Here is a 26,036-nt window from a genome sequence, read left to right as displayed (position 1 = left end):
CAAAATAATTCGGTTTCATCAGAACCAACAGATACTTCACCACGTTCACAACAAAATAATTCGGTTTCATCAGAACCAACAGATACTTCACCACGTTCACAACAAAATAATGCAGTTTCATCAGAACCAACGAATACTCCATCATGTTCACAAAAGATTTCCACAGTTTTATTAAAATTACCATCCCCACTTGTTCCGCAAGCAGAGTCAAAAAGATTCAAGATAAAACAAAATAATTCACAATCGATTTCTAAGTATCAAATCAACACATCTAAAAATATTAAAGATATTACAAATGAAATCCAAAAACTTTTACGTGATTATCAATTAATTCATTTATCCATCATAATATTTTTAGAACAAATCCATATTAAAGGTTTTATAATGAGTATTGGTAAAGAATCAATTGCTGTTACGGGGCCAAATTTACAGATAAAAGATAATTCAACTAATAAGATTATACAATCTCCAAATAAAATCACTATTAAAATTAAATCAATCCAAGCAATTAGTAATACGAAAAACTTCCTTATAAAAAATAATTCAGATCAAATAAATTAAAATAAAAAAACATAAAATGTAATATTTTTACAAATTATGAATTTCATGAAAATATAACATTTTAAAATTGATTCTCCATTCCTTTGTTACCTAATTTATTTTAAAATAAGGGATTCTACCGTATCGATCCGCCCCGCCATTAATTTAACAAATAAAAATACCCACTAGTACGAATTTATTATGTCCATTGTAATGTTTGGTTTGTTAAGCAAAGTAAATATCTAAAGAAGTACTTTCCCTCTTATATAGTTAAAAATATAACAGATAGGCTCTTATGCTATTACACATAAGAGCCTATCTCACCAGTATTATACTTAACTAATTATATAAAATTCCTTTATATTAAATAGAAGATAACCCTACAATTATTCTGGGAAAATAAAGCTAGAGTCCCCTTCACTATTAGCGGAGTCTTCTTTTGGGAATGTAATAGTAGATCCTTCATTTCCCTTATTCCCTTTATTTATTTCTTGTTCCTCAGGAAATACAATGGAAGAATCATTACTTAAGTTTGGTGAAAAACCAAGTTTAGATAAAATGGCTTTTAAGTCAGGTAAAACACCAATTTTATCAGAAGTTGGATCATTGGATTTCGTTCCGGTGCTAGAATCACTTAAAATATCCCTAAGCTGTCTTGGTGTATATACTCTCCCCTGATTATTTTTTGCAATTCCTTGAATTGATGCTGCAGCACCAGCAATAATAGGCGATGCACTAGATGTTCCAGCAAAACTAGATGTATATAGATTTGTTATAAATTCACTTGGTTTAGCATTTGTAGTATCTACTGCATTACCCCATCCATACACATCCACTCTACTACCGTAATTAGAGAAATATGAACGCTTATGAGGAACCCTTGCAGAAGCTGCACCAACCATAATTGCCCCTGAATCTTTAAAATCAGGACTATTACGATTTAAAACTTGTTTACCATTACGGTCTCTAAATTGATCCAAGTCGTTTCCACCGTTTGCACCTGCTTCAATAATAATAATACCCTTATTTGTTCCCATACGAATTGCATCAAATATGTCTGGTTTTACTTCCACAGGAAAATAGTTCTTATCTCCATATCCATCGTAAGTTGCTTGTGCCTCTAGTAAAAGAATATCTCCAGCTTGCATATTGTTAACGGCACTTAAAATAGCATCAGCTGTATTATAATTTCCGTTATCCCTAATCTGGGATACAACTTTTACCTTAGCCTTTGGTGCAATCCCAATTCCACCTATGTTATTATCCTCTGCAGAAACAATTCCCAATACTGAGGTACCATGATCATGGTGTTCACTCTTATTCTGTCCGGACATCAATTCAATCTTTTGATTCACTAAATCTTCATGATTTAATAACCAACCATACTCCATATCTACGAAAGTAGTTCCTTTTCCGTCCCCACCATTTATACTCCAAGCATAAGGTGCATTAATTCCTAATGGTGCTGGTTCAAGGTAACCTTGTCTTGTAAGTCTAGGCTCATCATATGGATTAACAGATAAATTTGGTAAACGCTCTTCAGGTGGCGTTTCTTCTTCCTGTAAATACGCCGTTTCAATAAGAGATGATTTCTCAAACTTTGCAAGTAAGGCTTGTACATCAATATCACCTTGGTTTTCTACAATATAATAGTTTAGCAAATTGGAAGAAATATGTTCGGAGCCGTTTATTTCTCTACCTAAATTTTTAATTTCTTTAGGATTTAAAGAACTAAAAAGTCGATTTATAGTTACATTTGGGTATTCGTTTAAAATTCCAATTAATTCAGGATCTTGTTTTTCTTCTTTAATGAATTTTTCTATTCCATCCTGATATGGCAAATTTGTCTCATTTTTAAATTTCAAAATTAATTGTTTCGTAACTTGCTTATGTACAGTAGAATTCAATTGCTTATTTGAATAATTGTAACTAGCTGCATAGGCAACTTCTGATTTATCACTTGGAAGTAGTCCACCCACTCCATTAAATGCTGATAACGCAATTGAAGAAACTATAATTCCCTTAAAAATTTTCAAAATGTGCACCTCTTTTAATTTATATATGATTATAAAATGCTTTATATGGCCTTAATTCTTTTTATATAAGCTTCTAATATTTCCAACTCCGTTCATTTTTTAATATTTGCTTAAACATCATTAATACAACTACCTCATACCATCAAACCTATTAATTTAGTTCCATATATGTAACCATTATAGTTACACCTTTAACAAATAGTCAATCTAATTTTTTATGCAATTTCGCATTTTAAAGAATGTCTAATTGCATCCACTTAGTCCTAAATATTTTAATAGATGTTAGGCTTCTATCATTATAGGTAATTGCATATATGTAATATAAAACATATAAAGGGGGCAAAACGTGGTAATCTCAAGACAAGATTCCTGGACTAACGATAACGATTTACTCCTCGCATCAACAGTACTCCAGAATATTCGTAACGGTGGAACACAGTTAGCTGCATTCAAAGAAGTAGCAAAATTACTAAATAGGACACCTGCGGCTTGTGGATTTCGTTGGAATTCATACGTGAGAAAACAATACCAAGAGGAAATAAAACAAGCAAAACAAAATCGAAAAGTGAGAAACAATATTTCTCTCTCTGAACAAAAAAAAGAAACAAATTCTTTATCTATGACATTAGATGATATTATTCTCTTTCTAAAAAATTATAAAAAAACAAATGAATTTACAAAGTTACAAAACCAAATAAAAAATTTAGAGGCAGAAAATCAGTCCATTCTACAACGTGTAACTATGTACGAAGAAGAGTATCGTATGTTACTTAATCATATTGATAGATCAAGAAGTTTAGTTGTAATTGATTAACAGAAGCAGTAAATTACTTTTATATACTTAGGTCGTAACCTAAAAAATTTATATATATGAGTTAATTTAAATACTAATAAATAAAGTGCACGTTTACTAATAATAAACGTGCACTTTATTTAATTCTTAAAACATAAAATTTAATTTTCAACTCATTAACAATATTAAAATTAAGATGTTTGTTTTATAGGTATTTCTTTACTTCTATTCTCAATAAGTCTATCTAATAGTAAGTAAACAAATCCAGAAATAATACAACCCACACCTAAGATTGTAAATAATATATGCCCTAAAAGCTGATCCAGTAATACACCACCTAGAAGAGGTCCAAATACATTGCCTGTAATCCATTGCAAATTAGCCGCTCCCATATAAGTCCCCCTCAAATGTTCTGGAGCTATATTAGCAACAAATGTCATTTGGACAGGTGACATAATCATTTCCCCTACTGTATAAACTGTATAAGCTATTAATAATGAACTTAGGATTCCTAAATCATTTGCGTCTATTACATGAAACCACTTTGGTAACCACCCTATTGCTAAAAGACCAACGCCAAAAAGAATGGCACCATATAGCATTGATTTACCAATTGATTTGTGAGTTAACCACTTTGAAATAGGAAATTGAAAACATACAACTAATAAGCCATTTAAAGTCATTAAATATGGGAATGGATTACTATTTTCAAAAATCGTTGTATCCTCATTACTAAAATGAAGTGGTAACATACCTTCCGATTGTGAGAATCCCATAAATATAATAATTCCCGTCACTATATAGAATAGAAATATTCTATCTCTTATAACAACTCTTAACGTAAATCTTATTGACTGTTTATGTGTTTCCTCTTGTATTATAATATTTTTAGGTTTTGTTTCCTTTAGAAACAATAACATTAATATTGTATAAAACAGCATGGTTCCAGAAGTAATCAAAAATATGACATCTTTTGATACAACCACAACTGCTGCACCAATGATAGGGCCTATCGCAGCTCCTATATTATGAGCCATTCTAAGTAATCCATATGCCTCAGTTCTTTTTTCGGGTTCTGTTACATCGGTAACCATTGCAGATGCCGCTGGTTCAAAGAAAGAATTACATAGTCCTAAACCAATAGATAAAATGGCATATGCTATAAAACCATCAATAAACAAAAAAACAAGCATTAGTAGCCCATTACTCGCCATTGAGAGCACCATAGTTGGTTTCCGACCATAAGTATCTGCTATATGCCCTCCAATTAATGAACCAATACTTGCTGCAATTGGAGATAAGGCTATAATTATACCTACCTCAAGTAGAGAATCCACTTTGTCCTTCAAATATAATGCAAAAAATGGCATTAACATCATCATTGCAATACCATTTAAAGCTTCCCCAATAAAGCGGATCCAGACATTAAGGTCCATCCCCCTTAATTCTTTCCATGTACTCCTCATATAGTTACCTCGCCTATGCTCAAAGTATATTTTTATCCCAACAAAAGTTTTACTATATTATTATTAAAATCTAAATTTAGCCGGCTATGCTGAAACCTCCGAAAAAACCTATCTTTTGATAAAGTAATACAAACTTGTCCCTATAATTTCTAGTGCCTCCTGCATACGTTGAGGAGAAATATTTTCTAAAACGGTATCTTGAGGTGTATGGAATACCTTTTCAACATGATAAATTAGGGGGTTCCAACTCTCTACATCCATCCAAATAAATAGTGCCGAGGAAATTCCAGCTTCGTAAAATGGCACATGATCACTAGAATCAAACTTTCCAGTTAATACAACCGATTTCCCTAATGCCTTACTAGTAGCTACCGCAGTATTTGTTACTTCATTTTGAGAACCATCTAGTGTCATTGCATATAAGTCCTTAGCCGGTTTGTAACTTGTCGCTATCATATCTGCATTAAAAACCCCTAGAATATGTTTCTTATCTGTTGTAGATAATTGATTAACATAATGGTAAGCACCTAAAGATTCATTTTCTTCTGCTCCAAAGGCTATGAATTGAATTTCTTTATTAGTCTCTATATCTTTAAAATTGTATGCTAACTCTAATAAAAGTCCTACGCCAGAAGCATTGTCATTTGCTCCAGGTGCTCCGATAACACTATCATAATGAGCACTCATTATTGCTACATCCTCATTATCTGTCTTGTATTTGGGCTTTTTTTTCGCAATTACATTTAATGAACTCAAATTCATTTCGTGTTTTGCCTTTAAACTAACTATATTTTTATTATGCACTATCTTATCTTTCATTCTAATTCCCTGATTATAAGCAAGCCCAAATACAGGTATTGATTGTTTCTTTTCTAGAACTGGGTTAAAGGCTTCTCCATAGTTGCCTCTATCCCCAATCGTACTATATAACAATACAGCTTTTGCTCCCTTTTCTGCTGCATACTCAACTTGTTCATTATATTTCTCATACGTATCAGCTTGTTCCAGTAATACTATTTTCCCATGAATTGGCTCAGATGAATTTTTAATATCAGTCTCTTTTCCTATAGAAACTACCGGTCCTACGACAGGATCTTTAGGTATAGATGCATTAGATGCTGCTCCAACTTGCCATTCTTTTTCCCCATACATACTAAAAGAGATACTCCCAATATATTGATCTGGTACAGGAAATGCCTGATACTCAACTTCATACCCTAATTTTTTCAATGTATTTCCAATGTATGTAGCTGCTTTATGTTCTTCCTTAGTCCCACTTGGACGTGGACCAATTTTCTCAGACAGAAAACGTGTATGTTCAATAGCTCGACTAGCACGAACCTTATCTGACATGAGAGAACTCTGGTCGTTCTTAGTCATAGCATGTACTGGTATTACCTTTCCACATAAATTACTAAAAAGGAAAAGCAACAAAATCCCAAAGGTTACAATAAGCTTCTTTATAAGATTTAGTTTTTTCATTTGTCCTCCCTATGATTAAAAAAGATTAATAGTAAAACCTTCCCTCCTAACACACTTACTTAGAAGAAAAGGTTCATTAAAATAATCTCTAACTCAAATTACATGTAAAAATAAATAAACCAATATTACTTTTTATATCTCCAAAAAATTCATTTTTGTTTGCATACCAGCAATCTTCTTTTGAAACCAATTAAGAGTCTCCCATGACCTCTTTCTATTCGTATAATCAGTTTCCTGAACCTCAAATACAATTCCCATGTTTTTATCCAAAGTATTGTTCTTCAATTTTAATAAAGTTTCATGTAATATACTCTCATCAATAGATCCATTAACCGGATTCTCTCCCTCAAAGCAACGTACCTCACTATAAGGAATCGTTAAATGTTTAAAAGAACTAAAATGAAAATGTTTAATATGATCCATTAAGCTTAAATACTTGTGAAAATCCTTATATTCAATTTCCTCTTGCCTTAATAATTTAGAAATACCTAAACGTGTAAGATAGGTTATAGACCAATGACATATATCCCATGTTATTCCAACGTTAGATAACTCCAAATTAACCAAATCAGTAAAATCTTCGGGATATATAAATATAGGATCAAAATCATCGCCCAAGTTTCCAATAATGGGTAGGTTTTCAACGCCAATCCATATATCCGTTCCTTTTATTTCTTCATCTAGCATGTTAAAGAACTCTATAATCCTTTTTCTATTATCAAGAAGATTATAGTTTTGAAATTCTGCGACATTCATAAATTGATTAGCATGCACTGTTATACCTGATGCATTATACTTTATAGCAAGGTCAATAAATTCATATAGTTGCTTTTTAATAAATTCATCATTGAGATAGTCTGCATTATCAGTAGGAAAATGCAGCGTTAACAAGGATGGATTAAGGGTTTGAACAAAAGAAAGAACCTCTGAAAACCTTTTTGTATATGAGTTATCAAATAAAGATTTTCCATCAAAAATATTTGCTTCTAATCCATAGCCTTTTTCAACCCATTTTAAGTCAATCTGTTTACTATCTAAACCAAAGAACGGGACCTGTGGTATTAACATATTCTCTTCACCTACCATGTCCCCCTTACTAACATAAATGCCTCAGCCGCCTGGTATCCAGATTTGGCACCCCATACCATTGCGTTATGTCTCATTGCTTCTATAGAGCGTGGATGAGGAAATTCCCTTAACTCAGATTCATAATGTCTCATCGCACTTAATTTCTCATCCAAATGATCTTCAATATTCACAAAATAATTAGGAAGAAACTTATCTTTTTCATTATAATTCCACTCTGTAGAAGATAAAGTTTCATATGCAAATACCCATTTGATATTAGTATCTGGCAGAGGGCGTGTCGCTGTCATTACTGCTCTGTAAACAACAGTATGATCAATATTTATATCTCCACCATATTGAGTATAAATAATTGTAGGATTTATTTTTTCAATGTGATTTTCAATCTCTTTCACTACATCAAGTAAAGGTAATGTATCAAGACGATTATCAGGGAAATCTAGTCTTGCAAAACTCTTTACACCAAGTGTAGTACATGCCCCCTCTGTTTCTTTATAAGATAAGTTCCTAACCTCTAAATCTAGCTCTTTATATTCTTTAGCTCTAGAAGATTTTCCCTCTGCAAGTATTACAACATGTACATCATCACCTTGTTTCACGTGTTTCGCTATTGTTCCACCAACACCAATTATTTCATCATCCGGATGAGCGGCAAATACAAGTACATTCATAGAATTTTAGACTCCTTTAATTAATTTTTCTGTTTCCTTTGGCCCACAATTTAGTAAAATATCTAGAATAGACAAATGTGGTATAAATTCCCCAAATAATTGCTTGTAGGAATAATCTCTTATTCTTTGGTAGATAATTTCTATATTCTCATTCTCAAAGTCATTTTCGTTTAAATAATCTTGCCCTAAACTTCCAGAATAATAAGTACTGGCATTAAATTTCTGACACAATTCTAATACAAAATCACTTTTCTTACCTGTAATCCCTTCTAGATCTGATACATAATATAGCTCCGTATCAATGTTTAATTCACGGATAATAAAATGAATAAAATTCATGTTCATATCATTTAAATTAATCCAATCTTCTGAATAAAAACCTTCTAAATAATCCTTATATACATTAAAATAAGGTGCATTAGAATAATTAATTCTTATCGTTTTCCAATGCCTCCGTTCCCAATCTTGAGTATTGTCTATCTTTAACTCATTAAATGGAATTTCTTTATAATTCTTCGTTTGTATTGGAACCGTTAGCCAAGACGCTCCTTGTGAAGTCTTAATACGATTCCTATTTAAAAAACCTTTTTTTTCAAATTGTGCTATATCATGAAATACAAACACATCTGATTTATGAATTTTTTCAAAAAAACCATACCAAGGTAAATAACTTGGTTGGTGGCCACTAATAATCATAGTTTAAATCCTTTCTTTTAAACAAAAACATTTTTTCAAAGCTGCCCCCCAGTATATCTTAGGTCTAGCAATCCCTTTATTATGTGAATATCCTAAATCCGCATACTTTAATTTATTATGAATTGCTAATTCAAACGCATCATTTAGTAGTAAATATGAAGATTGCGAATTTTTTCCTTTGGTATTATTAATATTAATCCAGTAATATAAAACCTGTTTATCCATTATAAAAAGGCTGGAACTAATTAGTTCTTCTTCTAAGAATGCCCCTAAAAAAAGAATTTTTTCTTGTAAATTAAGAACTAAATGATAAAAAAACTCTCTACTAAATGAATAACTAGCTCCTATAATGTTATTATGTTCTTGATATAATTGGTAAAACTCATCTAATTCCGCTACAGTTATAGGACGAATTTCAACATTCTGTTTACGTGCATACCTAACACTTGTCCTAGCTTTCCCAGAACACGATGTCCATAAATCCTCAAACTTATTTGGTAGATCTAACATATAAGTTTCTTTATAATCCCACTTTTCCTTACTATAACTTTGAAAAGGATTTATCGTTATAGGTAATAAAAGCTTTTGAATTTTATTTTCAAACTTCTTATTTATTACGGATTCATAAACTGAAAAATCTAATTTATCTTGGCCAATTATTATTGGGCCACCATAACCAATTAAACTTCCCAATAGCCTACCATCTTGTACATACATAGGAGATAAAACTACTGTATCTCGTGTTTCTATTAGTACTGGGAAAAATTGAACACCAGGTAATAATTCCATTAACTTTCCCCATTCGAAACTATGAAATACAGAACCATTGTATTCTTCCATACAAGCATCCCAGTATTGGGCGTCAGTACATATTTCGATTTCCATATAATCACCTTTTAATTCTTATTCTCTAAATATTTTAGAATTTGACTACATATATACTTAAGGTCCTTGTCTACTAAAGGATATTTAAAAGGTATTGATAATACCCTTGGCCATAAAAAATCTATATTTTCTGACTTGGTTGCGTACTTCGAAAAAATAGGAATTTCACTCAGAGGTAAATAGTTCCAACAAGTTTGTATACCTTTTTCCGCTAAATGTACAGAACACTCATACCTATCAGATGGTTCTTTGAATATAATGGTAAAATAGTTCAAATAAACGTTCTGAGTTGAAAATATAATCTTAACGCCATACTTTTCTTCAATTTCCTGCAGCATTGTATAACACAGACTAGCGTTACATATATTCATTTCTAAAATCTTCTTTGTTTTCTGTAGGTGTTTATCAATTAACAATGAACGTACTATAGACATTCTTTTTGGGTTTATAACTTCCGTTTTCTCCGGTAAAGAATCTAATTTACTATTATTATAGGAGGGCAGAATCTCTAATTTCCTCCAATAATTAGTAAATAAGCTCAGTACTCTACTCTTTTTTATTCTTATACCTAATTGTGTTTTTAAATGATTCTTATAATCTAAAATCACTTCTTCCTTCTTTTCTTCATCCATGTCACACAATTCACTTATTGTACGATTAAGAAGTAACGCTCCTCCCCCAATACTTGGGATTGGTTTCGTTCCCCCAAAACTTAAAATACCAATGTCGCCTAAACTACCAACTGGCTTTCCATTTTGATAAGAAAACATTGCTTGTGCAGCATCATCAATGATATAAATATTATTTTCTCTAGCCCAGTCAATAATTTCTAAATCATCATGACATCCATACAAGTGCGTAAGAATAATTGCCTTTGTATTGGCATTCAAATGTTTTTTTATTTTATTAAGAGAAATTGAATGATTAGTGTTTAAATCAATTAATACAGGTTTTGCTCCCACCGTTAATATTGCTTCTATCACATTAGGACAATTAAAGTTTGATAGAATTACTTCATCTCCCTTTGCCACTTTTAAGTACTTTAAACCAACCACTAATGCAGATGTACCGCTATTAGTTAATACAATTTCTGCATCCGGATAAAGAGCTTGAAGACTTTTTTTAAGTTTAGAATCATTAGGTCTATATACACTTTTCAAAAAAAATACATGATCAGATATACTCCAAAGAGAAGAATATATGGGATACTTAATTTTCTTTGGATTCTTAGGATATAGATACTGTGTTTCCATACTTCTCCCCTATTATTATCTCTAGTCCTTTATCTAATGAAATAATTGGTTGATAGTTTAAAAATAATTTAGCTTTCTCTATTGAAGGGATTCTTCTAAAGATTTCAATGCTAGAATTTCTGACTCCCTCTTCACCTAAATCAAGAAATTTAATTTTACTTTTATTTCCCATTAATTCATTAATTTTTATTGCTAGTTCTTCCATAGATATAGGTTTGTTATTGCCAACATTAAAATCTGCAAATTTCTCTCCTTCATATTCAAAGGCTAGTATAGTTCCGTTAACAATATCACTTATATAACTAAAACATCTAATTTGCTGTCCATCTCCATAAATAGTAATATCTTCACCACTATGAGCTTGTTTTAAAAACTTAGAAATTACAAAGTTATCATTTTGTTGTGAACCGTATACATTAAAATAACGTACCACTCTGACTTTCAAACTATCACTAGCATATTCTTTCAAATAGTCTTCGGACATTAATTTAGCTTTTCCATAAGCTGATTTTGGAATTTTAATATCATTTTCTTTAAACGGAACACTCACGCCATCCCCATATACCTCTGAACTGGAAGAAAACAATAATTTTTCTATACCATTTTCGTTACAAATCTGTACAATATTTTTCGTGCCTTCAAAGTTCACCCTCACTACATCTTCTTCATTTAAACGGCAATTATCAACACCCACTAATGCAGCTAAATGGATTACCCCATCGACATCAATAAGATTTTCTCTTAATGTTGCAATATCTAAAATATCAATTTCCTTAAAAGGAACATCAATACTCGGTTTAAATTTATCAAATATAACTACTTCATACCCCCTTGCTAATAACTCCTTTGTAACATGCTTACCAATAAATCCGCTGCCACCAATAACCCCGATTTTCATAAATATTTACCTCCCTATTTTTAATTGATATAGACTTTTTAAAGACGTTATAATATGTTCAACTTCATTGTCTGTAAGAGCACTATACAGAGGTAATGAAATAATTTGATTAAATATTTCTTCCGTTTTAGGTAAATATACGTTAAATCTCTCTTCATAATACGGATGCATATGAACAGGAATAAAGTGAACACTAAGTCCAATATTTCTCTTTTTCATTTCCTGAATTACCTGATCTCTACTAACAGGGGAATTAGAATTAATTTTTATAACAAATAAATGCCATGCGTGTTTTACACTTGGATCGTTAGTATAATTAGGTAACGTTATATACTCTTGAACTTCCTTTAATTCCTCTTGGTACCTTTCAGCTATTCTCTTGCGTTTTTCAATCATTTCATCAGCTCTTTTTAACTGACTAATACCCAAACTAGCTTGTAGATCCATCATGTTATATTTAAACCCAGGTAATAGAACATCATAACGCCAGCTTCCTTCTTCACCATAACGATTCCATGCATTTTTCGTGATACCATGCCAACCATATAATCTAGCTTTTTCAGCAATCGATTCATTTTTAGTGACTAACGCTCCGCCTTCACCTGTTGTTATATTTTTTGTTGCATAAAAACTAAAACAAATGACATCTCCATGTGTACCAATTAAAGTATTATCATATTTTGTTCCTAATGCATGCGCTGCATCCTCTATCAAAAACAATCCGTATTCTTTACATAATTTTTGAAGTTCTTTTAATTTAACCGGGTATCCAGCAAAGTGAACTGCAATAATTGCTTTCGTTTTTTTAGTGATTTTTCTTTTAACATCTTGAAGATCAAGACATAAATCCTCTTCATCTATGTCTACAAATACTGGTTTTGCACCTACATGCATAATAACGTTTACACTAGAACAAAAAGTAAAACTTGGAACTATTACCTCATCTTCTAATCCAACTCCCAGAGACAATAATGCTAAATGTAATGCGGCAGTCCCTGAATTACAACTCACTACATGTTCAGTATTCAGATATTCTTTTAAATTCTCTTCAAACTCTATCACTTTTGGCCCCTTTGAAAGCCATCCAGATTTAAGGGCAGAAACTACCCTATCTATATCTTCATCATTGATTTCCGGTCGATAAAAAGGAATAAACTCTACCATGTAATCACCTACAAACTTATAATATTTTTTTTATATACTGATTCATCTTTAAATATGTTTCTTGTGTCTAAAATTAAACAATTTACCTCATTAAGCAATTTAAAATTAATGCAATCATGATCTGTATGAACAATAATTAAAGCGTATTTGTCTAATTGACTTAGGTTTAAATCTATAGATTTTTTCAATGTGTTATTGCCCACAATGAGTTCCTCTATAAACGGATCGTAATAATCCACGTTATAGTCTTCTATCATTAAATCATTCATAATATCCAAAGCTGGTGATTCCCTAGCATCATTAACATTCTTTTTATATGCTACCCCAACCATAAGAATATTCTTACCATCTTTATCATGTAGTAACTGTAGTGCTCTATTAAGAACATACTTAGGCATGTTTTCATTAATTTCTCTTGCCACATCAATCATTTTTGTTGCTAAGTCCTTATTATTTGCAATCCACTTAAAATAAATAGGATCAATCGGAATACAGTGTCCTCCTACGCCAGGACCAGGATAGAATTTTTGAAATCCAAATGGCTTAGTTCCTGAGGCATCAATTACTTCCCAAATATTTATATTTAACTCATTACAAATTTGTGTCATTTCATTAATAAAAGCGATATTTATAAAACGATACGTATTTTCTAATAACTTAGCTGTCTCTGCTACTTCTGGACTGCTTACCTTATGAATATCCTTAATTAAGTTACTATAGAAAGCTGCTGCACAATCGGTACAATTAGATGTAACTCCACCTACGATTTTTATAATATCTTGAATTGAAAACGATTGATTTGCAGGATCGATTCGCTCTGGAGAGTATGCTACAAATATATCTACACCAATTTTAAAATTAGTTTTCTGTTCTAATTTGTATAAAACTTCTTCTCTTGTAGTACCTGGATAAGTAGTACTTTCTAAGATAATTAATGTACCTTTTTTAATGTATTTAACTATTTCATCAACTGCTGAATTAATATATGTTAAATCTGGTTGTTTACTAGTTTTTTCTAATGGTGTAGGAACACATATAACTACAACATCACATTCGTTTATATAATTCATTTCTGTACTAACAAAAAATCTATTTGTATGTAAAGCATCTTGGATTTCAGTATCTTGAATATCACTGATATAACTTATTCCACGTTCTAGTTTTCTTATTTTTGCTGAATTTTTATCAAAACCTCTTACCGCATAACCTACTTCTAAACATTTAAGAGCCGATGGTAGTCCAACATAACCTAGTCCTACATATCCAATACACGCATTTTTATTTGCAATTTTTTCAACTAATAAACTTTTAGTTTCATTATTTAATACTGTGACCATTACTTATCACTTCCCCAAAAGATTTGATATTAAAATGCCAACTAGCAAATAATAACTGTGCGTTCTAAAATCCCATGGATGCATATAAAATACTGAATTAGCAACAAACTACATTCTAGCACTATCAATCCTCCTAATTTAATAAACATCTAAATTTGTAGAAATTCATGTGAAATATCAAGGTGTAATTTATATCTATAATATTCACACGTTATTTTTTGGGATTCAATTGATATTTTTCTATTTTTTTACTTTCTCAATATATAATAATATTTATAATTCAGAAAATTCTTTTTTTAAAAAACCAAATATTTTTATATCATTAAAACAATATAATAGTTGTTATATCTACATTTAGTACGATTTTCATCCTTGAATAAATAAAAAAATCACGCCAATAATTATCCAATAAGTCCCATCAGTTGGTTGTTCAAATGAACATTTACCATAACTAAAATGGATGAATTTTATATTTTTACTTTTTATTAAAATTAATGGAAAAAGAACTATCTGAATTATAAAAAACAATTTGAAATATATTCAAATTGTTGACATAACAGATGAATTTATTAACACTTGTTGATTTTGTAATAATTCTCAAATACATATACTCCCTAATGCTACCCATAAATCATAATGACGCATTACATCAAAAAAATCGCAACCCTCTACATTTAAAGGGTGTTGCGATTTTTTTGATGTAAATAATTTTTATAAAATTTGCGTTAACCTAATCATATCCATACATTGAATACCATTTTCATATATTTCTTCATTATAATTTCGTAAGAAAAAGTCCTTATCCACACTAGTTATTCTAAAACCACATTTTTGATAAAGGCCTAATTGCATTAAACTAGAATTTCCTGTGCCTATTTCTATAGTTTTATATTTTTCTTTTTTAGCATAATCTATAGCAAATTTAAGTAGGTATTTCCCATATCCTTTTCCTTGCTCTTTTTCGGAAACTGCTATATTTATAATCTCAATTGTTTCAGTTCGGGTAGGAATTAAAATCATAATACCTACAGTAACAGCACCTTTTTTTAAAACAAAACAATCTCCCTTTTTAAGATATCCATTAACTACTTCTGTTGAGGGATCAGCTAACAATAATAAATCCATTTCTTCCATGTTAATACTTGTACTTTTTTCTATACTAATTCCATCCTCATTATTTAATTCCATTTCTAACATCCTCCCAATTAATATTTTCAATTAATATCTTAAATGAATTCCTTCTTATAAGACAATATCAACAACAATATTAATATTTTGTAATAGACAGAGTGATGATAAAAACTATAAATTTCTCACTTTAAATTCACTTAATCCGTATAACAGGTGTTTATGTTGTTTTATTTCTGTTTTTTCATTTCTTCTTGCCATGTAGCACCAAAACCACCTGATGGCGTATTCCAACGGTCTTCTTGTCGTTTAATGCGTTCCATGTCTGCATCACTCGGCTTAAATTCTTCTACTTCCTTACGTTGCTGTTCCTTATTATGATGTTGTTCAACTTCTTTATTATTAGGTTTATGATTGGTAGTAGCTTCTTCGGACTTATTATCTGCCTCTACACCTGCTGTACTAGATGCGGGTTTATCGTTGGCTTCAACATTCTTGCCTTCGTTCCTTTGGGACGTGTGGTTGTTTGACTTACTCTCACTAGATCGCACGCCTACGTTTTTTTCTTCCTCCCAACGATTATTTTTTACATCCCATCCAACAGGAATGACTGAATACATTTCCTTATCTTGACCAACATATTCCGCACCAAATAAATTACCATCCTTAAATTGAACTTGTATCACCGCTTTTGGTGCCTCATAAGTATATTCAATTAATTCAGTATCAAATTTCTTAGTTTTAATTGCACTTGTCGCATTACGGTGTAACACCTTAGCTACTTCTTCATATGGCATACCATGTTCAAGTGCTTCAAAGTAATCGACAGGCATCGTAGAACTACTTTCATCTGATGGAAGCTGATACTGCACAATATCAACTTTATCTTCTCTATTTTTCGTATCAAGCGCTTTGTTTTCGTTATCCTTTGGCACGTTATCATCCAACTTTTCCGTGTCCTTTAATTCATCATGCTTTGTTTCATCTACCTTCTTATCGGCTTGCGCGTCCTTCTTCACTTCCTGCTCACTCTTAGGCGTGTCTTTCTTGGTAGAGGCGTTCTCCTGACCACACCCCACTAATAAACTTGACAACAATAATCCTGCTACTAGATACTTTTTCATGTTCATTCTCCCTGTTTGCGCTATATTTATACAATAACATTAGCGTATTTACCTTATATTACCTTATTCCCTTTCGTAATATTATAACAATATATTAAAATATACAACGATTTAATTCTCTATTATGCTATCTATTACGAGATATCTTACGAGTTTAATTCTGTCAAACACGCTACGGCTTTCTAGCACTTCTTTTGCACACTTTCTTCTTTCCCCGAGATGCACCTCTAATGAAAACAAATGAACAAAATTTCGTTAACCTGGTATGTATAGGTACTTATATAAATCAATAATTGATACGTTCAATGTATCAATCATTCTGGCATTCCAATTAACCTCAATATTCACCCTAACATGCGTTTCTCATTGTAAATAAAAAAAACGGTGATTCCTCCATGTAAGAGAATCCGCCATCACAAGTAACTAATTATTTCATATCTATTCTTTCTTTTACTTTCGTTGGGAGCTCGTCTCTCTTCACTTCCTCCCAAACTTTCCTAAGTAATATCACGCAGGGGTGCTTCTTTACGAAGATTCAAGTTGTACCGCTTGTATCATTTCACTGTTTACAAAATACAGTTAGGAACGAAATGCTTCCACTTGAACAACCATTTTGTTCCATACCGGTTACAATCCTTTGTAGAGTAGCAGTATCGGTATGTTCAAGTTTAATATTTTTTTGTACCAGAACCCACAACTATATTTGGTTCAACCATTCCTATCACTACCATATCTTTATCAGTGATTATCTTCACCGTTTGATTTTAAATTATAATTTTTTCATAATATATGTAGAAGAAATATAACCTACTAGTTTTTGATCTGCAGTTTTAACTGGATACCACACAAACTGATTGCTACTATCTACAGATTCATCATATGCTGCGTTTCCTTGAATAATCAAGTTCGTATTTTTACTTAATGGTTTCCCACTTGAAGCGGAAGTAGGTTTAGATCTTAAATTTACTCCATCTCTTGTTACAAGTACTTGATCACCTGTTTTTAGGTGATAGATAGAAGGATGTAGATTAGTTAGTGTGTACTCCTTCTTTTTAAATATAATGTTTGTGCTCGTGTTAGGATCATATTCGAAATCAGCTGTACTGAAAGGAAACTGCCCCAATTTTGTATCATTTAAAAAACTGTATTGTTCTAGAATAGAAAACACTTTTTCCTGGTAAGCGTTTAAATTTTTTTGACCGGTAGCTTTATACAAAGGACTGTTTGCAGGTTTTGTTCCATTATAAGCCATAACAGAGAAGTACCAGTTTTCAATTATTTCTGGTCCAGCAACTTTTACCTTAGGTAGATCTGTTCGCTGATACATACTACGAAGAACTTTAACACCTGCTTCAATATTATAATTAATATCATATTTTAACTTTTGTTGATCGAACTGAGGTTGATTGGTAATTTGCATAATCCCAATTCCACCATCTTGTGCTATGATTGGCTGGCCGTTTCCATCAAATTGTTTCCATCCACTTTCTTGTGTAGCTACAGCTTTTACAACTTCAGGAGGAACATTTTCTTTTAATGCTGCGTTCGTTAGTAGGCAATTTATGTGCTGACGAGAGGGATTTTGGTTCGGCTTAACTTCACCATATGGCTCACATGTAGATGCAGCAGAGACATCTTCATAGGACCAACAGAATATCATGAAGCAAGCCAATATCCCTATTCTTAGTAATTGTACTTTCATTCTAGTATTCTCCAATCTATTTAATAATTTATAGTTATACACATTTTACCATAATAAATTTCTAATATTCTTTATTTTGAGAATACATAGGGCAATCACGAGAGTGGTAATGGGACACCATGGTCTTGCACGTCAGCCATAGCAGAAATGGACTTTGCCTTTGGTAACAAGAATCCTACTAACGTTAGTCAACTTGCCTCTTTAGAGATAGGAGCTTCAATTTAAATAATGCGTTCTGAGACACAACTCTTCTTCTAAAATAGCATAATAATATTTATCCCACCATTCATTCCCATGTGGTATACACTTCCTGAAATAGCCTTCTCTTCTCATTCCAATCTTCTCCATCACCCGATATGATGGAATATTTTGTAGCTGACATGTAGCTATTATCCTATGTAAATTCATTTCCTTAAAGCCATATTTTACTGTAGCTTGTGCTGCTTCAGAAGCATATCCTTTATTGAAATATTTAGGATTGAACACCCAACCAATCTCATATGTATGCTCACCAAAATATTTATGAAAAACTATATGACCAATCAGAATACCTTTATCAATTAATACTACAGGAAAGTTCTTAGCGTTTTCACCAATGTTTTCATTCACAAAGTTTCTTGCACCTTCTTCAGTAAAAACCCCTTCAGGTATGTATTTCATAACATTAATATCTGATGTATACTCATGAACAGCTTGCCAATCTTTGAACTCAAATCTTCGTATTAATAACCTTTCTGTTTCTATAAACATTACTTTTCCCCCTCAAAGAATTGCAACTATATTTTAAATCCACATTTAACCCTTAAAACAAAAAGAACTTGTAGGACTCTCTACAAGTTCTTTTTAGTTTAAGGTGAATATACGGGCCAAACAAACTATCTTACAGATTGACTGTAGAAACTTTAGGGGTAATGCTTTGACAACTATATTATATAACAAATATTAACATCCACGGGATTTATTTTTGAAAATTATGTGAATTAAGAAAGAAAATAGTTTTTTTAGCTATTATTGTTAATAACTGACGGTATCCTTATATTTCAAGAAAAAATATAGGTAGCCCGTTAAAGAACCCTGCAGAACAGGTTTATTAACATGTAAAGTGGCAACCTATTTTTCAAAACTACAGAAATTCAACATTTTCGTTATACCGTATGTATAGTAAAAGGCATCGACACCATTCATGTCCCGTACAAAAAAGCGAAGTCTTTAACTAAACTTCGCTTTTCAATGTATTATGAATTACAGGAATTATTGCTAAATGCCAAAAGTGTATTTCTCCAAATATAAATCTTTTTTATTTCAGCTAACTTTGCAAAAGAATTTGATCAAATATAATTAATTATTGATTAACCGCTTTAGCTACAAGTACTGCGTATGCTTCTGCACCTATATTGGTTAAATGCACACCATCAGGTGCAAAGTAGTCTTTCTTTCCAGCACTTGCTGCATACCAATCAACTAGAGTTACATTAGGATATTTAGGTACTGTTACTTTCAGTCTCTCGTTCACAATTGATTCCCACGGACGTGGCACTCTCGTATTAATAAATATTATTTTACGTTCGTTTCCAATTAATTTTATTAATGAAACAAGTTGCTCAGTAGTAAAGGCTCCATTTGTACCTAATCCGATAATGACATAGTTTCCTAAATTCCCTTCATTTTTTAACTGTTCAACTACCGGAATCGCTTTTGACAGCTGACGACCAATTTGCGCATCAATCCTAATATCAGGAAAAGTATTTTTTAAATATGGAGTAATATCAATCATAACGGAATCGCCTATCGCAGTAACTGTGAGTGGATTTTTAGGTTTTGCAGGATTTACTTCTTTTGATTCCCCTTGATTTAGTGGCGTTTCTTGATCTGCATTTTCCCAAACAGCAACTGGATGTGGCGCCGGTTTTGTTTGTACTGTTTCCACCTTATCTTGTTGAGAATTCTCCTTAGCCTTACTAGCATTTGATAACCCTAAAACTGCTATTGACGAAAAGAATAATGAACAAACTAAAGCTAACTTAACACCTAAAGTGACATTTTGAAGTCTTAAGTTCTTAAACTGAATGTTCCGAAGCGCACCTTGTCGGATTGGTTTTTCGATAAACTTCCATGAAATTTGCGCAATCAATATGATTAAAAGAAATTGAAAGATTGCTCTTATTATTGAAAAATCCCCTACATTTACTTTTGGAGTCGTTAATGTAAGAATTGGATAATGCCAGAGGTATATGCCATACGATCTTACCCCTACCCAACGTAAAGGCCTAAATCGCAAAAATTGAGCAATGCGACTAGCTGGATGAGCTAGATTTGCCACTAACAATGCTGTTGCAATTGATAAGAGAACCATTCCTCCCTTGTATAGAAATGGATCATATTGATTGGTCTTCCAAAACATAACCAAAATTATAATAAGAGCTATGCCCCCCACTACATCAAGAATGAAACGCGCCTTCGGGATAATTTTATTAGCAAGCCTATTGCTTGGCCAAACTAAGGCAAGTACCGCTCCGATAAGTAAGGAAAAGGCCCTCGTATCTGTACCATAATATATTCTACTCGGATCAACTCCAGGTTCATATAAATTTGCCATTGCTAAAGCTGAAGCAAACGCTCCTAGACAAATCAATAAAATCATACGGGATTGTTTTTTTATGTAGTAAAGTCCTAAACTAATAATAAACGGCCAGACAACATAGAATTGTTCCTCGACTGCTAACGACCAAAAATGATTTAATGGAGAAATCTGATTAAAATTATCAAAGTAAGATAATTTATGATAAATATACCACCAGTTACTAACATAAAATAATGCCGCTAATGAATCTCCGCGCATTTTTTCAAGTAAAGAGCTATGAAAAATCGTAATCCATGCCAATGTTATAACGAGCATAACAATCATTCCTGGAAGCAATCTTCTTGCTCTACTAAGCCAGAATTTTTTCAAATCAATTCTCTTATTTCTCTTCCACTCCATGGCTAGAATATCTGTAATTAAATAACCTGAAAGTACAAAAAATACTGTAACCCCTAAAAACCCTCCAGGTAACCAATTAAAATTAATATGATACAAAATAACACCTAGTATAGCTAGCCCTCTTAGACTGTCCAACCCAACCATATAACGACTATTTTTTTTAAAAGGTTTAGTCATTCTATATTCACCTCTATTTCTTGGTAACTAGGTTAATAATAACGGCATAAAATGCTATTAATTTCCTAAAATCATATAAGCTAAATAAACCATTACAAACATCATTTTGTAAGGCTTTTTTTTATATTTACATGCACAGCAATAAATACTTTATCACGTTATCTAGCTCTGTTGTGAAAATTTTTATAGTAGATGTTTTTACTCTTCCTAAACAAGAGGAATTTGCCCAATCAAAAATTTATATACCGTGTGTCTTAAAGTAAAATTTTGATACGTTTTTACAGAGATGCCAAGGCCTGTGACATTTTGAATATAATCGATAATGCATATGTAAAAGATTTTGCATATAAAAACATAATAAAAAAAGGATATGCATAATTGCATATACCTCTTAATTGTAAAGCGCTTTCATTTTTAGGAAAATCCTCTTTAATATTTTTAATCTCTTTGTTAGCTTGATAGCGAAATGGTATAGCAAATAAACCATAGTCTGGATATTTCCGTAAGTATCAATTAGAAGAATGAAGGGATAGAGCTTCTAACCACAATAATTATGGCGATACCCTACTAATAAGTTAGAATTCGATTGAGCCCATTACTTATTAATTTCCCTCGTCTATACGAGATAATAGTGGGCGTAGTTCAATAATGGGATAATCTTCATAAAGTAAAATGACGCGTAGACTTTGAGGATTTCTGGATGTAATAATCAGCTCGATAAATCGAGCTGATTATTTTTTAAGGATTTCATCATTCTTTTTGATTTTGGGGCCATGTTAAATTATATAAAAGTGCTAAAATTCAAAAGAACGTGTATAAAAAGTGACAAACAAAAGATATATTGTTAATAGCAATAATATTAATACACAAGTAAAATACAAGATGGAAATACGCTTTCTATTCTCTTTCCAATTACGTATACTGGAAATTATAAAACTTACTATCACCATGCAACAAATCCCTACCAAAAACACCAATACATACTCGTGAATAATAACACCACAAATTAAAAATATAACTGCTAATATTGCTAATAGTGAATGAACTACACGCAAAAATAACCTCTCCTTATCTCATTGGAAACATATTAATGTACTATTATTTTATTTAGCAAACAGATGGTTTCCAATTTGTGCAACGGTTTGACGTGTTGTAATCCATTTATCAGTCGAGGTTTTGGGATTGTAGAAATAAAGCCAATCAGAATTTGTTCCTTTTGAAGTGAGAGCCTCTTCTACTGCCATTCTTGCTTCCTGTGTAGCAGGCTGATTAATTCTACCGTCTGTAACAGGAGTAAATGCATAACCATTTTTAATGGGTTCATAAATTACACCTGTAATTGTATTTGGAAAACCATTTGCGTTAGCACGATTTAATACTACCTTTGCAACTGCAACCTTTCCTGCATGCGGTTCTCCTCCTGCTTCTGCATTTACTAATCGAGCCATTAAATCCACTTCTTGTAATGAAATACCAGTATCAATCTTTAAGTGCTGCCCGACAAAAATATGATTTTCATCTACGTTATTGTTTTGTTTTATTGACTGTATTGAAACCTTATATTGTTGTGATATAGAACTTAGTGTATCCCCGCTTTTCACTTGGTAAATTGCTTGATATGTATTAGTTGAAACTGTTGAATTATTTTTTTGAACATATTTGTTTGCAGTTGACGATACCGGAATTGTTAAACGTTCTCCAATATTAATTTGATCATTTGCTTTATTGTTTTCTTGTTTAAGTGATTGTACAGAAACCTCATATTGTTTACTTATTGCTTCTAGGGTATCATTCTTTTGAACCGTATAAACCGTTGAAGCCGCAGTCCCTACTGGATTTGTTACTACTGTAATCATTGCAGCACATAATGGTAACCAGGTTTTCGCCTTACATAACTTCATTCAAAAAAGCCTCCTAAAAATTATTAAGTACTCTTAATATGTTTAAGTTAAAACAAATCAAGCTATCTATAGCGTAACAAAACATTGAATTCAAGTCATTGAATTTGTATTTCTATATAATAACTGAGTTGCTTACAATATTGAAATTGAATTATTATAGTTATGTTTCAAAAGAATTGAACAATCTAATTCTTAAACTAAATATGGTGAAAGTAGAGGCTGATTTCAATTGCCTAATAGTTTCTTCCCAAAGAACTGTTTCTATATGCTATACTGACTCCTAATTAATTGTAGAAGGAATGATAAAAATGAGTGATAGATCCTCAAGACGATGGAAAATGCAACAAAAATTACGGGCACTGAAAACCAAAAATAACAATGATACAAACCCTTTGTTTAATGAATGTATTGAATCCCTCGGAGCAGAAACTCTCATTTTCTCTCAAAATAAAAGCCAACAGATTGTAAATACTTTAATAAATTCATTTCCTATAACTGTCTCTGGAAGAATAGATTGGGAACAGATAGACAATCAATTAATAGCTTTAAATAAAGAGCAACTAATTTCCCTTATTAAAGAAAACAAACCAAATTTTGATGAACAGATTTTTATATTATGGGATAATAATGAAATCCCTGTAATAAGCACAAATCTTGATAAAGTATTCCAATCACTAGTTGATATTGATGCAGTCAGTTTTTATTTCTGGTTATTGGATAAAGAATATAAATTTATAATTGAAATAAAAAATGAAGAAATGATTATGGTTGGATTTAGCTAATAATCCAATCCACTTTCCTCATTCTTTTTTTCTATAAATGAGCTTTTTCCACCGAAGCTATGTCGCCTTTAGCAATACGAGTACCTCTTTCAATTTCATGATCTTGCATAATTATCCTCTTTAGGAACTTCATTGTTAACAACCAACACTCCGACTTCTCCATGGCAACTATTGTCCACCGTTCCAAGAACATTGTGTTCCTCGTTATACCGATACGGGGATGTACCTGCAATTCATATCCTGGTAGAGCCTTAAAAACTTATATTTTGGGGACACTAGCATGTTTCTTTTTTCATTTATAAGTTTAATATTTCTTATACGGCATTTGGATTTTGCGATGTAATTTCAATCGAGAATGGGAATTCCCTCTCACTACTTGTCTATTGTCTTGTTATTCGCTTTTTCCTAGTGGGTTATAGCAAACGACAAGACTATTATTTTTTCTTCTAATCCCGTACTTATATTCTTTGATTTTGTTATTTTTCCTTAACAAAAAACAAGACGCCAACCAGATCACGGAAGCGCCTACAATACTTGCTATAAACTTAACTAAACTTATTTACCTTCACGTCATTTACTTCTTTGTTTCCATACCCCATTCTCTTTACGATAAGTATTCTTTCCATTCATGAATCCCGCTGTATTACCAGGAATGCTATATTTTTTATTCTTAGCTTTCTTCTTCATTCTCTTTTCTTCTTGAACAGCTTGCAGATCCACCTTCCATTGTTTTAACAAATCCTCTTTACGTCGCATCGAATTTGTACCCCTTATATCGAAAAATAAATTGAATAATCACATTATATACATTTAAATATATTTTTCAATAAAAAGAAAGCACCCCCGCTACCGGTGCTCTCAATGTGAATCGGGGTTATCCTGAGCATTGAATAGGACACGAAGAACTCGTCCTATTACATAATATGCTTGTCCTTATAATAATGTGCATTAAAAAAGCACCCTCGCACAGGTTCCAAATAATACATATACTTTGAATTAACTAACATGTTCGAAAAGACCTTTCCATATCATTGTATGATTATAAATTATCTTTATACTTAAATGACTCCTTAAGTATGTTTAATGTATAATTTCTATATAACTAAAAAAAAGCACCTGTATCATATAACTTTCTATCTTTCTTAACTATTCGCTTTATGTTTGGTGGTTGGGAGAAAACCAAGAAACTTCTCATTTATACTCCGTAGGTCCAGTCAGTACTTCTGTTGTCCCCTCACCTTCGCTAACCGATTATGGTTATATAACAGGATACCTACAAACACATAAATCTATATATATAGTTGTAAAAATAAATAATTAAGTGTTAAAATTGCATAGGTACTCTTTAAGGAGTTCTCATGTAAAATTAGCAAGAGTTTAAAAATTCTCGAATTTCAGCCCCTTGGAGCGCCCTCCAAGGGGCTGAACTAATTAAAATATAGATTATATGCACCTTTATTATTTTCATTGACTCTATATATGGCATATACGTAATATTTTTGTGAAACATCACGGGTTTCAAATACAACATTTTTTAAAGAACTCTTATCTTTCCATAAGAGTTCTTTTTTAATAATGCATTTGTTTAAATTCTTAAATTTGGCCAGACAGTCCAGTAATTCTCAATACTTTGTCAATCTTCCTGATTGTCGAAACCCATATACATAATTATTTTCACCTCAGCATCCTAATAATACAATATTTTAAAAATAGATGAAGTTATGTACCAACAAACAAATTTCAAATGAATCAATTACCAAAAATAGATAAAAATTTTTGACTATAGCGCATTTACCTTTATGAATATAAGATACAGACGAAATACGGGGAAAAATAGGTCATAGGACAGAAATGAAATCTGAAACTTCTAAACTATCTTTTTATTTCCATTCGACATAATATAACAATATAAAGATATATGATGTGTTATTATTA

21 protein-coding genes are annotated in these 26,036 nt (G+C 31.7%); 3 read left to right on the top strand and 18 right to left on the bottom strand.

Annotated elements, in window-relative coordinates:
* A partial coding sequence (locus ACTFRU_RS24010; protein ID WP_440037932.1) for a hypothetical protein occupies positions 1–561 on the top strand: 561 nt, incomplete at its 5' end.
* 365 nt (positions 562–926) lie between these two features.
* Here ACTFRU_RS24010 and ACTFRU_RS24005 read toward each other — a convergent pair.
* Positions 927–2,576, bottom strand: coding sequence for a S8 family peptidase (locus tag ACTFRU_RS24005; protein WP_440037931.1), 1,650 nt, complete (start codon positions 2,574–2,576; stop codon positions 927–929).
* Between the two features lie 346 nt (positions 2,577–2,922).
* Here ACTFRU_RS24005 and ACTFRU_RS24000 point away from each other — a divergent pair, with 346 nt between their 5' ends.
* Positions 2,923–3,390, top strand: a complete 468-nt coding sequence (locus ACTFRU_RS24000; RefSeq protein WP_098630005.1) for an RsfA family transcriptional regulator — start codon at positions 2,923–2,925, stop codon at positions 3,388–3,390.
* 170 nt (positions 3,391–3,560) lie between these two features.
* On the opposite strand, the gene ACTFRU_RS23995 is transcribed toward ACTFRU_RS24000, so the two are convergent.
* The 16 genes from ACTFRU_RS23995 to ACTFRU_RS23920 form a co-directional block, all read right to left on the bottom strand.
* Positions 3,561–4,835, bottom strand: coding sequence for an MDR family MFS transporter (locus ACTFRU_RS23995; protein WP_440037930.1), 1,275 nt, complete (start codon positions 4,833–4,835; stop codon positions 3,561–3,563).
* 108 nt (positions 4,836–4,943) lie between these two features.
* Positions 4,944–6,317, bottom strand: coding sequence for a M28 family metallopeptidase (locus ACTFRU_RS23990; protein WP_440037929.1), 1,374 nt, complete (start codon positions 6,315–6,317; stop codon positions 4,944–4,946).
* Positions 6,318–6,449: 132 nt separating this feature from the next.
* Complete coding sequence (locus ACTFRU_RS23985; RefSeq protein WP_440037928.1) at positions 6,450–7,385, bottom strand: TIM barrel protein; 936 nt, start codon at positions 7,383–7,385, stop codon at positions 6,450–6,452.
* A gap of 11 nt (positions 7,386–7,396) precedes the next feature.
* Positions 7,397–8,074, bottom strand: coding sequence for a PIG-L deacetylase family protein (locus ACTFRU_RS23980; RefSeq protein ID WP_440037927.1), 678 nt, complete (start codon positions 8,072–8,074; stop codon positions 7,397–7,399).
* A 6-nt stretch (positions 8,075–8,080) separates the two neighbouring features.
* Entirely contained in the window at positions 8,081–8,770 is a 690-nt protein-coding gene (locus tag ACTFRU_RS23975) for a WbqC family protein (protein ID WP_422424169.1), read from the bottom strand.
* Positions 8,771–8,773: 3 nt separating this feature from the next.
* Positions 8,774–9,655 carry a GNAT family N-acetyltransferase gene (locus tag ACTFRU_RS23970; RefSeq protein WP_440037926.1) on the bottom strand — a complete coding sequence of 294 codons (882 nt, stop codon included), beginning with the start codon at positions 9,653–9,655 and terminating at the stop codon, positions 8,774–8,776.
* 11 nt (positions 9,656–9,666) lie between these two features.
* Entirely contained in the window at positions 9,667–10,908 is a 1,242-nt protein-coding gene (locus ACTFRU_RS23965; RefSeq protein WP_440037925.1) for an aminotransferase class V-fold PLP-dependent enzyme, read from the bottom strand.
* Positions 10,883–11,806 (bottom strand): NAD-dependent epimerase/dehydratase family protein, encoded by a 924-nt coding sequence (locus ACTFRU_RS23960; RefSeq protein ID WP_440037924.1) that lies wholly within the window; start codon positions 11,804–11,806, stop codon positions 10,883–10,885. Before ACTFRU_RS23960 ends, ACTFRU_RS23965 begins: the two co-directional genes overlap by 26 nt.
* Positions 11,807–11,812: 6 nt before the next feature.
* On the bottom strand, positions 11,813–12,970 hold the full coding sequence (locus ACTFRU_RS23955; RefSeq protein ID WP_440037923.1) for a DegT/DnrJ/EryC1/StrS family aminotransferase: 1,158 nt from the start codon (positions 12,968–12,970) through the stop codon (positions 11,813–11,815).
* Between the two features lie 8 nt (positions 12,971–12,978).
* Positions 12,979–14,307: a nucleotide sugar dehydrogenase gene (locus tag ACTFRU_RS23950; RefSeq protein ID WP_440037922.1), complete on the bottom strand. Its 1,329-nt coding sequence runs from the start codon at positions 14,305–14,307 to the stop codon at positions 12,979–12,981.
* A 711-nt stretch (positions 14,308–15,018) separates the two neighbouring features.
* On the bottom strand, positions 15,019–15,495 hold the full coding sequence (locus ACTFRU_RS23945) for a GNAT family N-acetyltransferase (protein WP_440037921.1): 477 nt from the start codon (positions 15,493–15,495) through the stop codon (positions 15,019–15,021).
* A gap of 170 nt (positions 15,496–15,665) precedes the next feature.
* Entirely contained in the window at positions 15,666–16,559 is an 894-nt protein-coding gene (locus tag ACTFRU_RS23940) for a hypothetical protein (RefSeq protein ID WP_440037920.1), read from the bottom strand.
* A 769-nt stretch (positions 16,560–17,328) separates the two neighbouring features.
* A complete protein-coding gene (locus ACTFRU_RS23935; protein WP_069604164.1) occupies positions 17,329–18,261 on the bottom strand; it encodes a transglycosylase SLT domain-containing protein in 933 nt (310 codons plus the stop codon).
* 216 nt (positions 18,262–18,477) lie between these two features.
* Positions 18,478–19,011, bottom strand: coding sequence for a GNAT family N-acetyltransferase (locus ACTFRU_RS23930; RefSeq protein ID WP_069604163.1), 534 nt, complete (start codon positions 19,009–19,011; stop codon positions 18,478–18,480).
* Between the two features lie 592 nt (positions 19,012–19,603).
* Positions 19,604–21,418, bottom strand: coding sequence for an acyltransferase family protein (locus ACTFRU_RS23925; RefSeq protein WP_069604162.1), 1,815 nt, complete (start codon positions 21,416–21,418; stop codon positions 19,604–19,606).
* Between the two features lie 1,103 nt (positions 21,419–22,521).
* Entirely contained in the window at positions 22,522–23,319 is a 798-nt protein-coding gene (locus ACTFRU_RS23920) for a LysM peptidoglycan-binding domain-containing protein (protein WP_098529144.1), read from the bottom strand.
* A 308-nt stretch (positions 23,320–23,627) separates the two neighbouring features.
* Here ACTFRU_RS23920 and ACTFRU_RS23915 point away from each other — a divergent pair, with 308 nt between their 5' ends.
* Complete coding sequence (locus ACTFRU_RS23915) at positions 23,628–24,101, top strand: CDI toxin immunity protein (RefSeq protein WP_139849268.1); 474 nt, start codon at positions 23,628–23,630, stop codon at positions 24,099–24,101.
* Between the two features lie 570 nt (positions 24,102–24,671).
* Here ACTFRU_RS23915 and ACTFRU_RS23910 read toward each other — a convergent pair.
* On the bottom strand, positions 24,672–24,857 hold the full coding sequence (locus tag ACTFRU_RS23910; protein WP_001253021.1) for a hypothetical protein: 186 nt from the start codon (positions 24,855–24,857) through the stop codon (positions 24,672–24,674).
* Positions 24,858–26,036 lie beyond the last annotated feature (1,179 nt).

Origin of the sequence: Bacillus cereus group sp. MYBK220-1 (assembly GCF_051916445.1) — a bacterium.
GTDB classification, from domain to species: Bacteria; Bacillota; Bacilli; order Bacillales; family Bacillaceae_G; genus Bacillus_A; species Bacillus_A cereus.
This window is presented reverse-complemented; position numbering and strand designations above follow the sequence as displayed.

What these genes read in the sequence shown, in the direction of transcription:
- ACTFRU_RS23995 (WP_440037930.1), bottom strand. Translation starts at nt 4,835, where the DNA reads ATGAGGAGTACATGGAAAGAATTAAGGGGGATGGACCTTAATGTCTGG.
- ACTFRU_RS23975 (WP_422424169.1), bottom strand. Translation starts at nt 8,770, where the DNA reads ATGATTATTAGTGGCCACCAACCAAGTTATTTACCTTGGTATGGTTTT.
- ACTFRU_RS23910 (WP_001253021.1), bottom strand. Translation starts at nt 24,857, where the DNA reads ATGCGACGTAAAGAGGATTTGTTAAAACAATGGAAGGTGGATCTGCAA.
- ACTFRU_RS23945 (WP_440037921.1), bottom strand. Translation starts at nt 15,495, where the DNA reads ATGGAATTAAATAATGAGGATGGAATTAGTATAGAAAAAAGTACAAGT.
- ACTFRU_RS23980 (WP_440037927.1), bottom strand. Translation starts at nt 8,074, where the DNA reads ATGAATGTACTTGTATTTGCCGCTCATCCGGATGATGAAATAATTGGT.
- ACTFRU_RS23970 (WP_440037926.1), bottom strand. Translation starts at nt 9,655, where the DNA reads ATGGAAATCGAAATATGTACTGACGCCCAATACTGGGATGCTTGTATG.
- ACTFRU_RS23925 (WP_069604162.1), bottom strand. Translation starts at nt 21,418, where the DNA reads ATGACTAAACCTTTTAAAAAAAATAGTCGTTATATGGTTGGGTTGGAC.
- ACTFRU_RS23985 (WP_440037928.1), bottom strand. Translation starts at nt 7,385, where the DNA reads ATGTTAATACCACAGGTCCCGTTCTTTGGTTTAGATAGTAAACAGATT.
- ACTFRU_RS23960 (WP_440037924.1), bottom strand. Translation starts at nt 11,806, where the DNA reads ATGAAAATCGGGGTTATTGGTGGCAGCGGATTTATTGGTAAGCATGTT.
- ACTFRU_RS23950 (WP_440037922.1), bottom strand. Translation starts at nt 14,307, where the DNA reads ATGGTCACAGTATTAAATAATGAAACTAAAAGTTTATTAGTTGAAAAA.
- ACTFRU_RS23935 (WP_069604164.1), bottom strand. Translation starts at nt 18,261, where the DNA reads ATGAAAGTACAATTACTAAGAATAGGGATATTGGCTTGCTTCATGATA.
- ACTFRU_RS23920 (WP_098529144.1), bottom strand. Translation starts at nt 23,319, where the DNA reads ATGAAGTTATGTAAGGCGAAAACCTGGTTACCATTATGTGCTGCAATG.
- ACTFRU_RS23955 (WP_440037923.1), bottom strand. Translation starts at nt 12,970, where the DNA reads ATGGTAGAGTTTATTCCTTTTTATCGACCGGAAATCAATGATGAAGAT.
- ACTFRU_RS23930 (WP_069604163.1), bottom strand. Translation starts at nt 19,011, where the DNA reads ATGTTTATAGAAACAGAAAGGTTATTAATACGAAGATTTGAGTTCAAA.
- ACTFRU_RS23990 (WP_440037929.1), bottom strand. Translation starts at nt 6,317, where the DNA reads ATGAAAAAACTAAATCTTATAAAGAAGCTTATTGTAACCTTTGGGATT.
- ACTFRU_RS23940 (WP_440037920.1), bottom strand. Translation starts at nt 16,559, where the DNA reads ATGAAAAAGTATCTAGTAGCAGGATTATTGTTGTCAAGTTTATTAGTG.
- ACTFRU_RS23965 (WP_440037925.1), bottom strand. Translation starts at nt 10,908, where the DNA reads ATGGAAACACAGTATCTATATCCTAAGAATCCAAAGAAAATTAAGTAT.
- ACTFRU_RS23915 (WP_139849268.1), top strand. Translation starts at nt 23,628, where the DNA reads ATGAGTGATAGATCCTCAAGACGATGGAAAATGCAACAAAAATTACGG.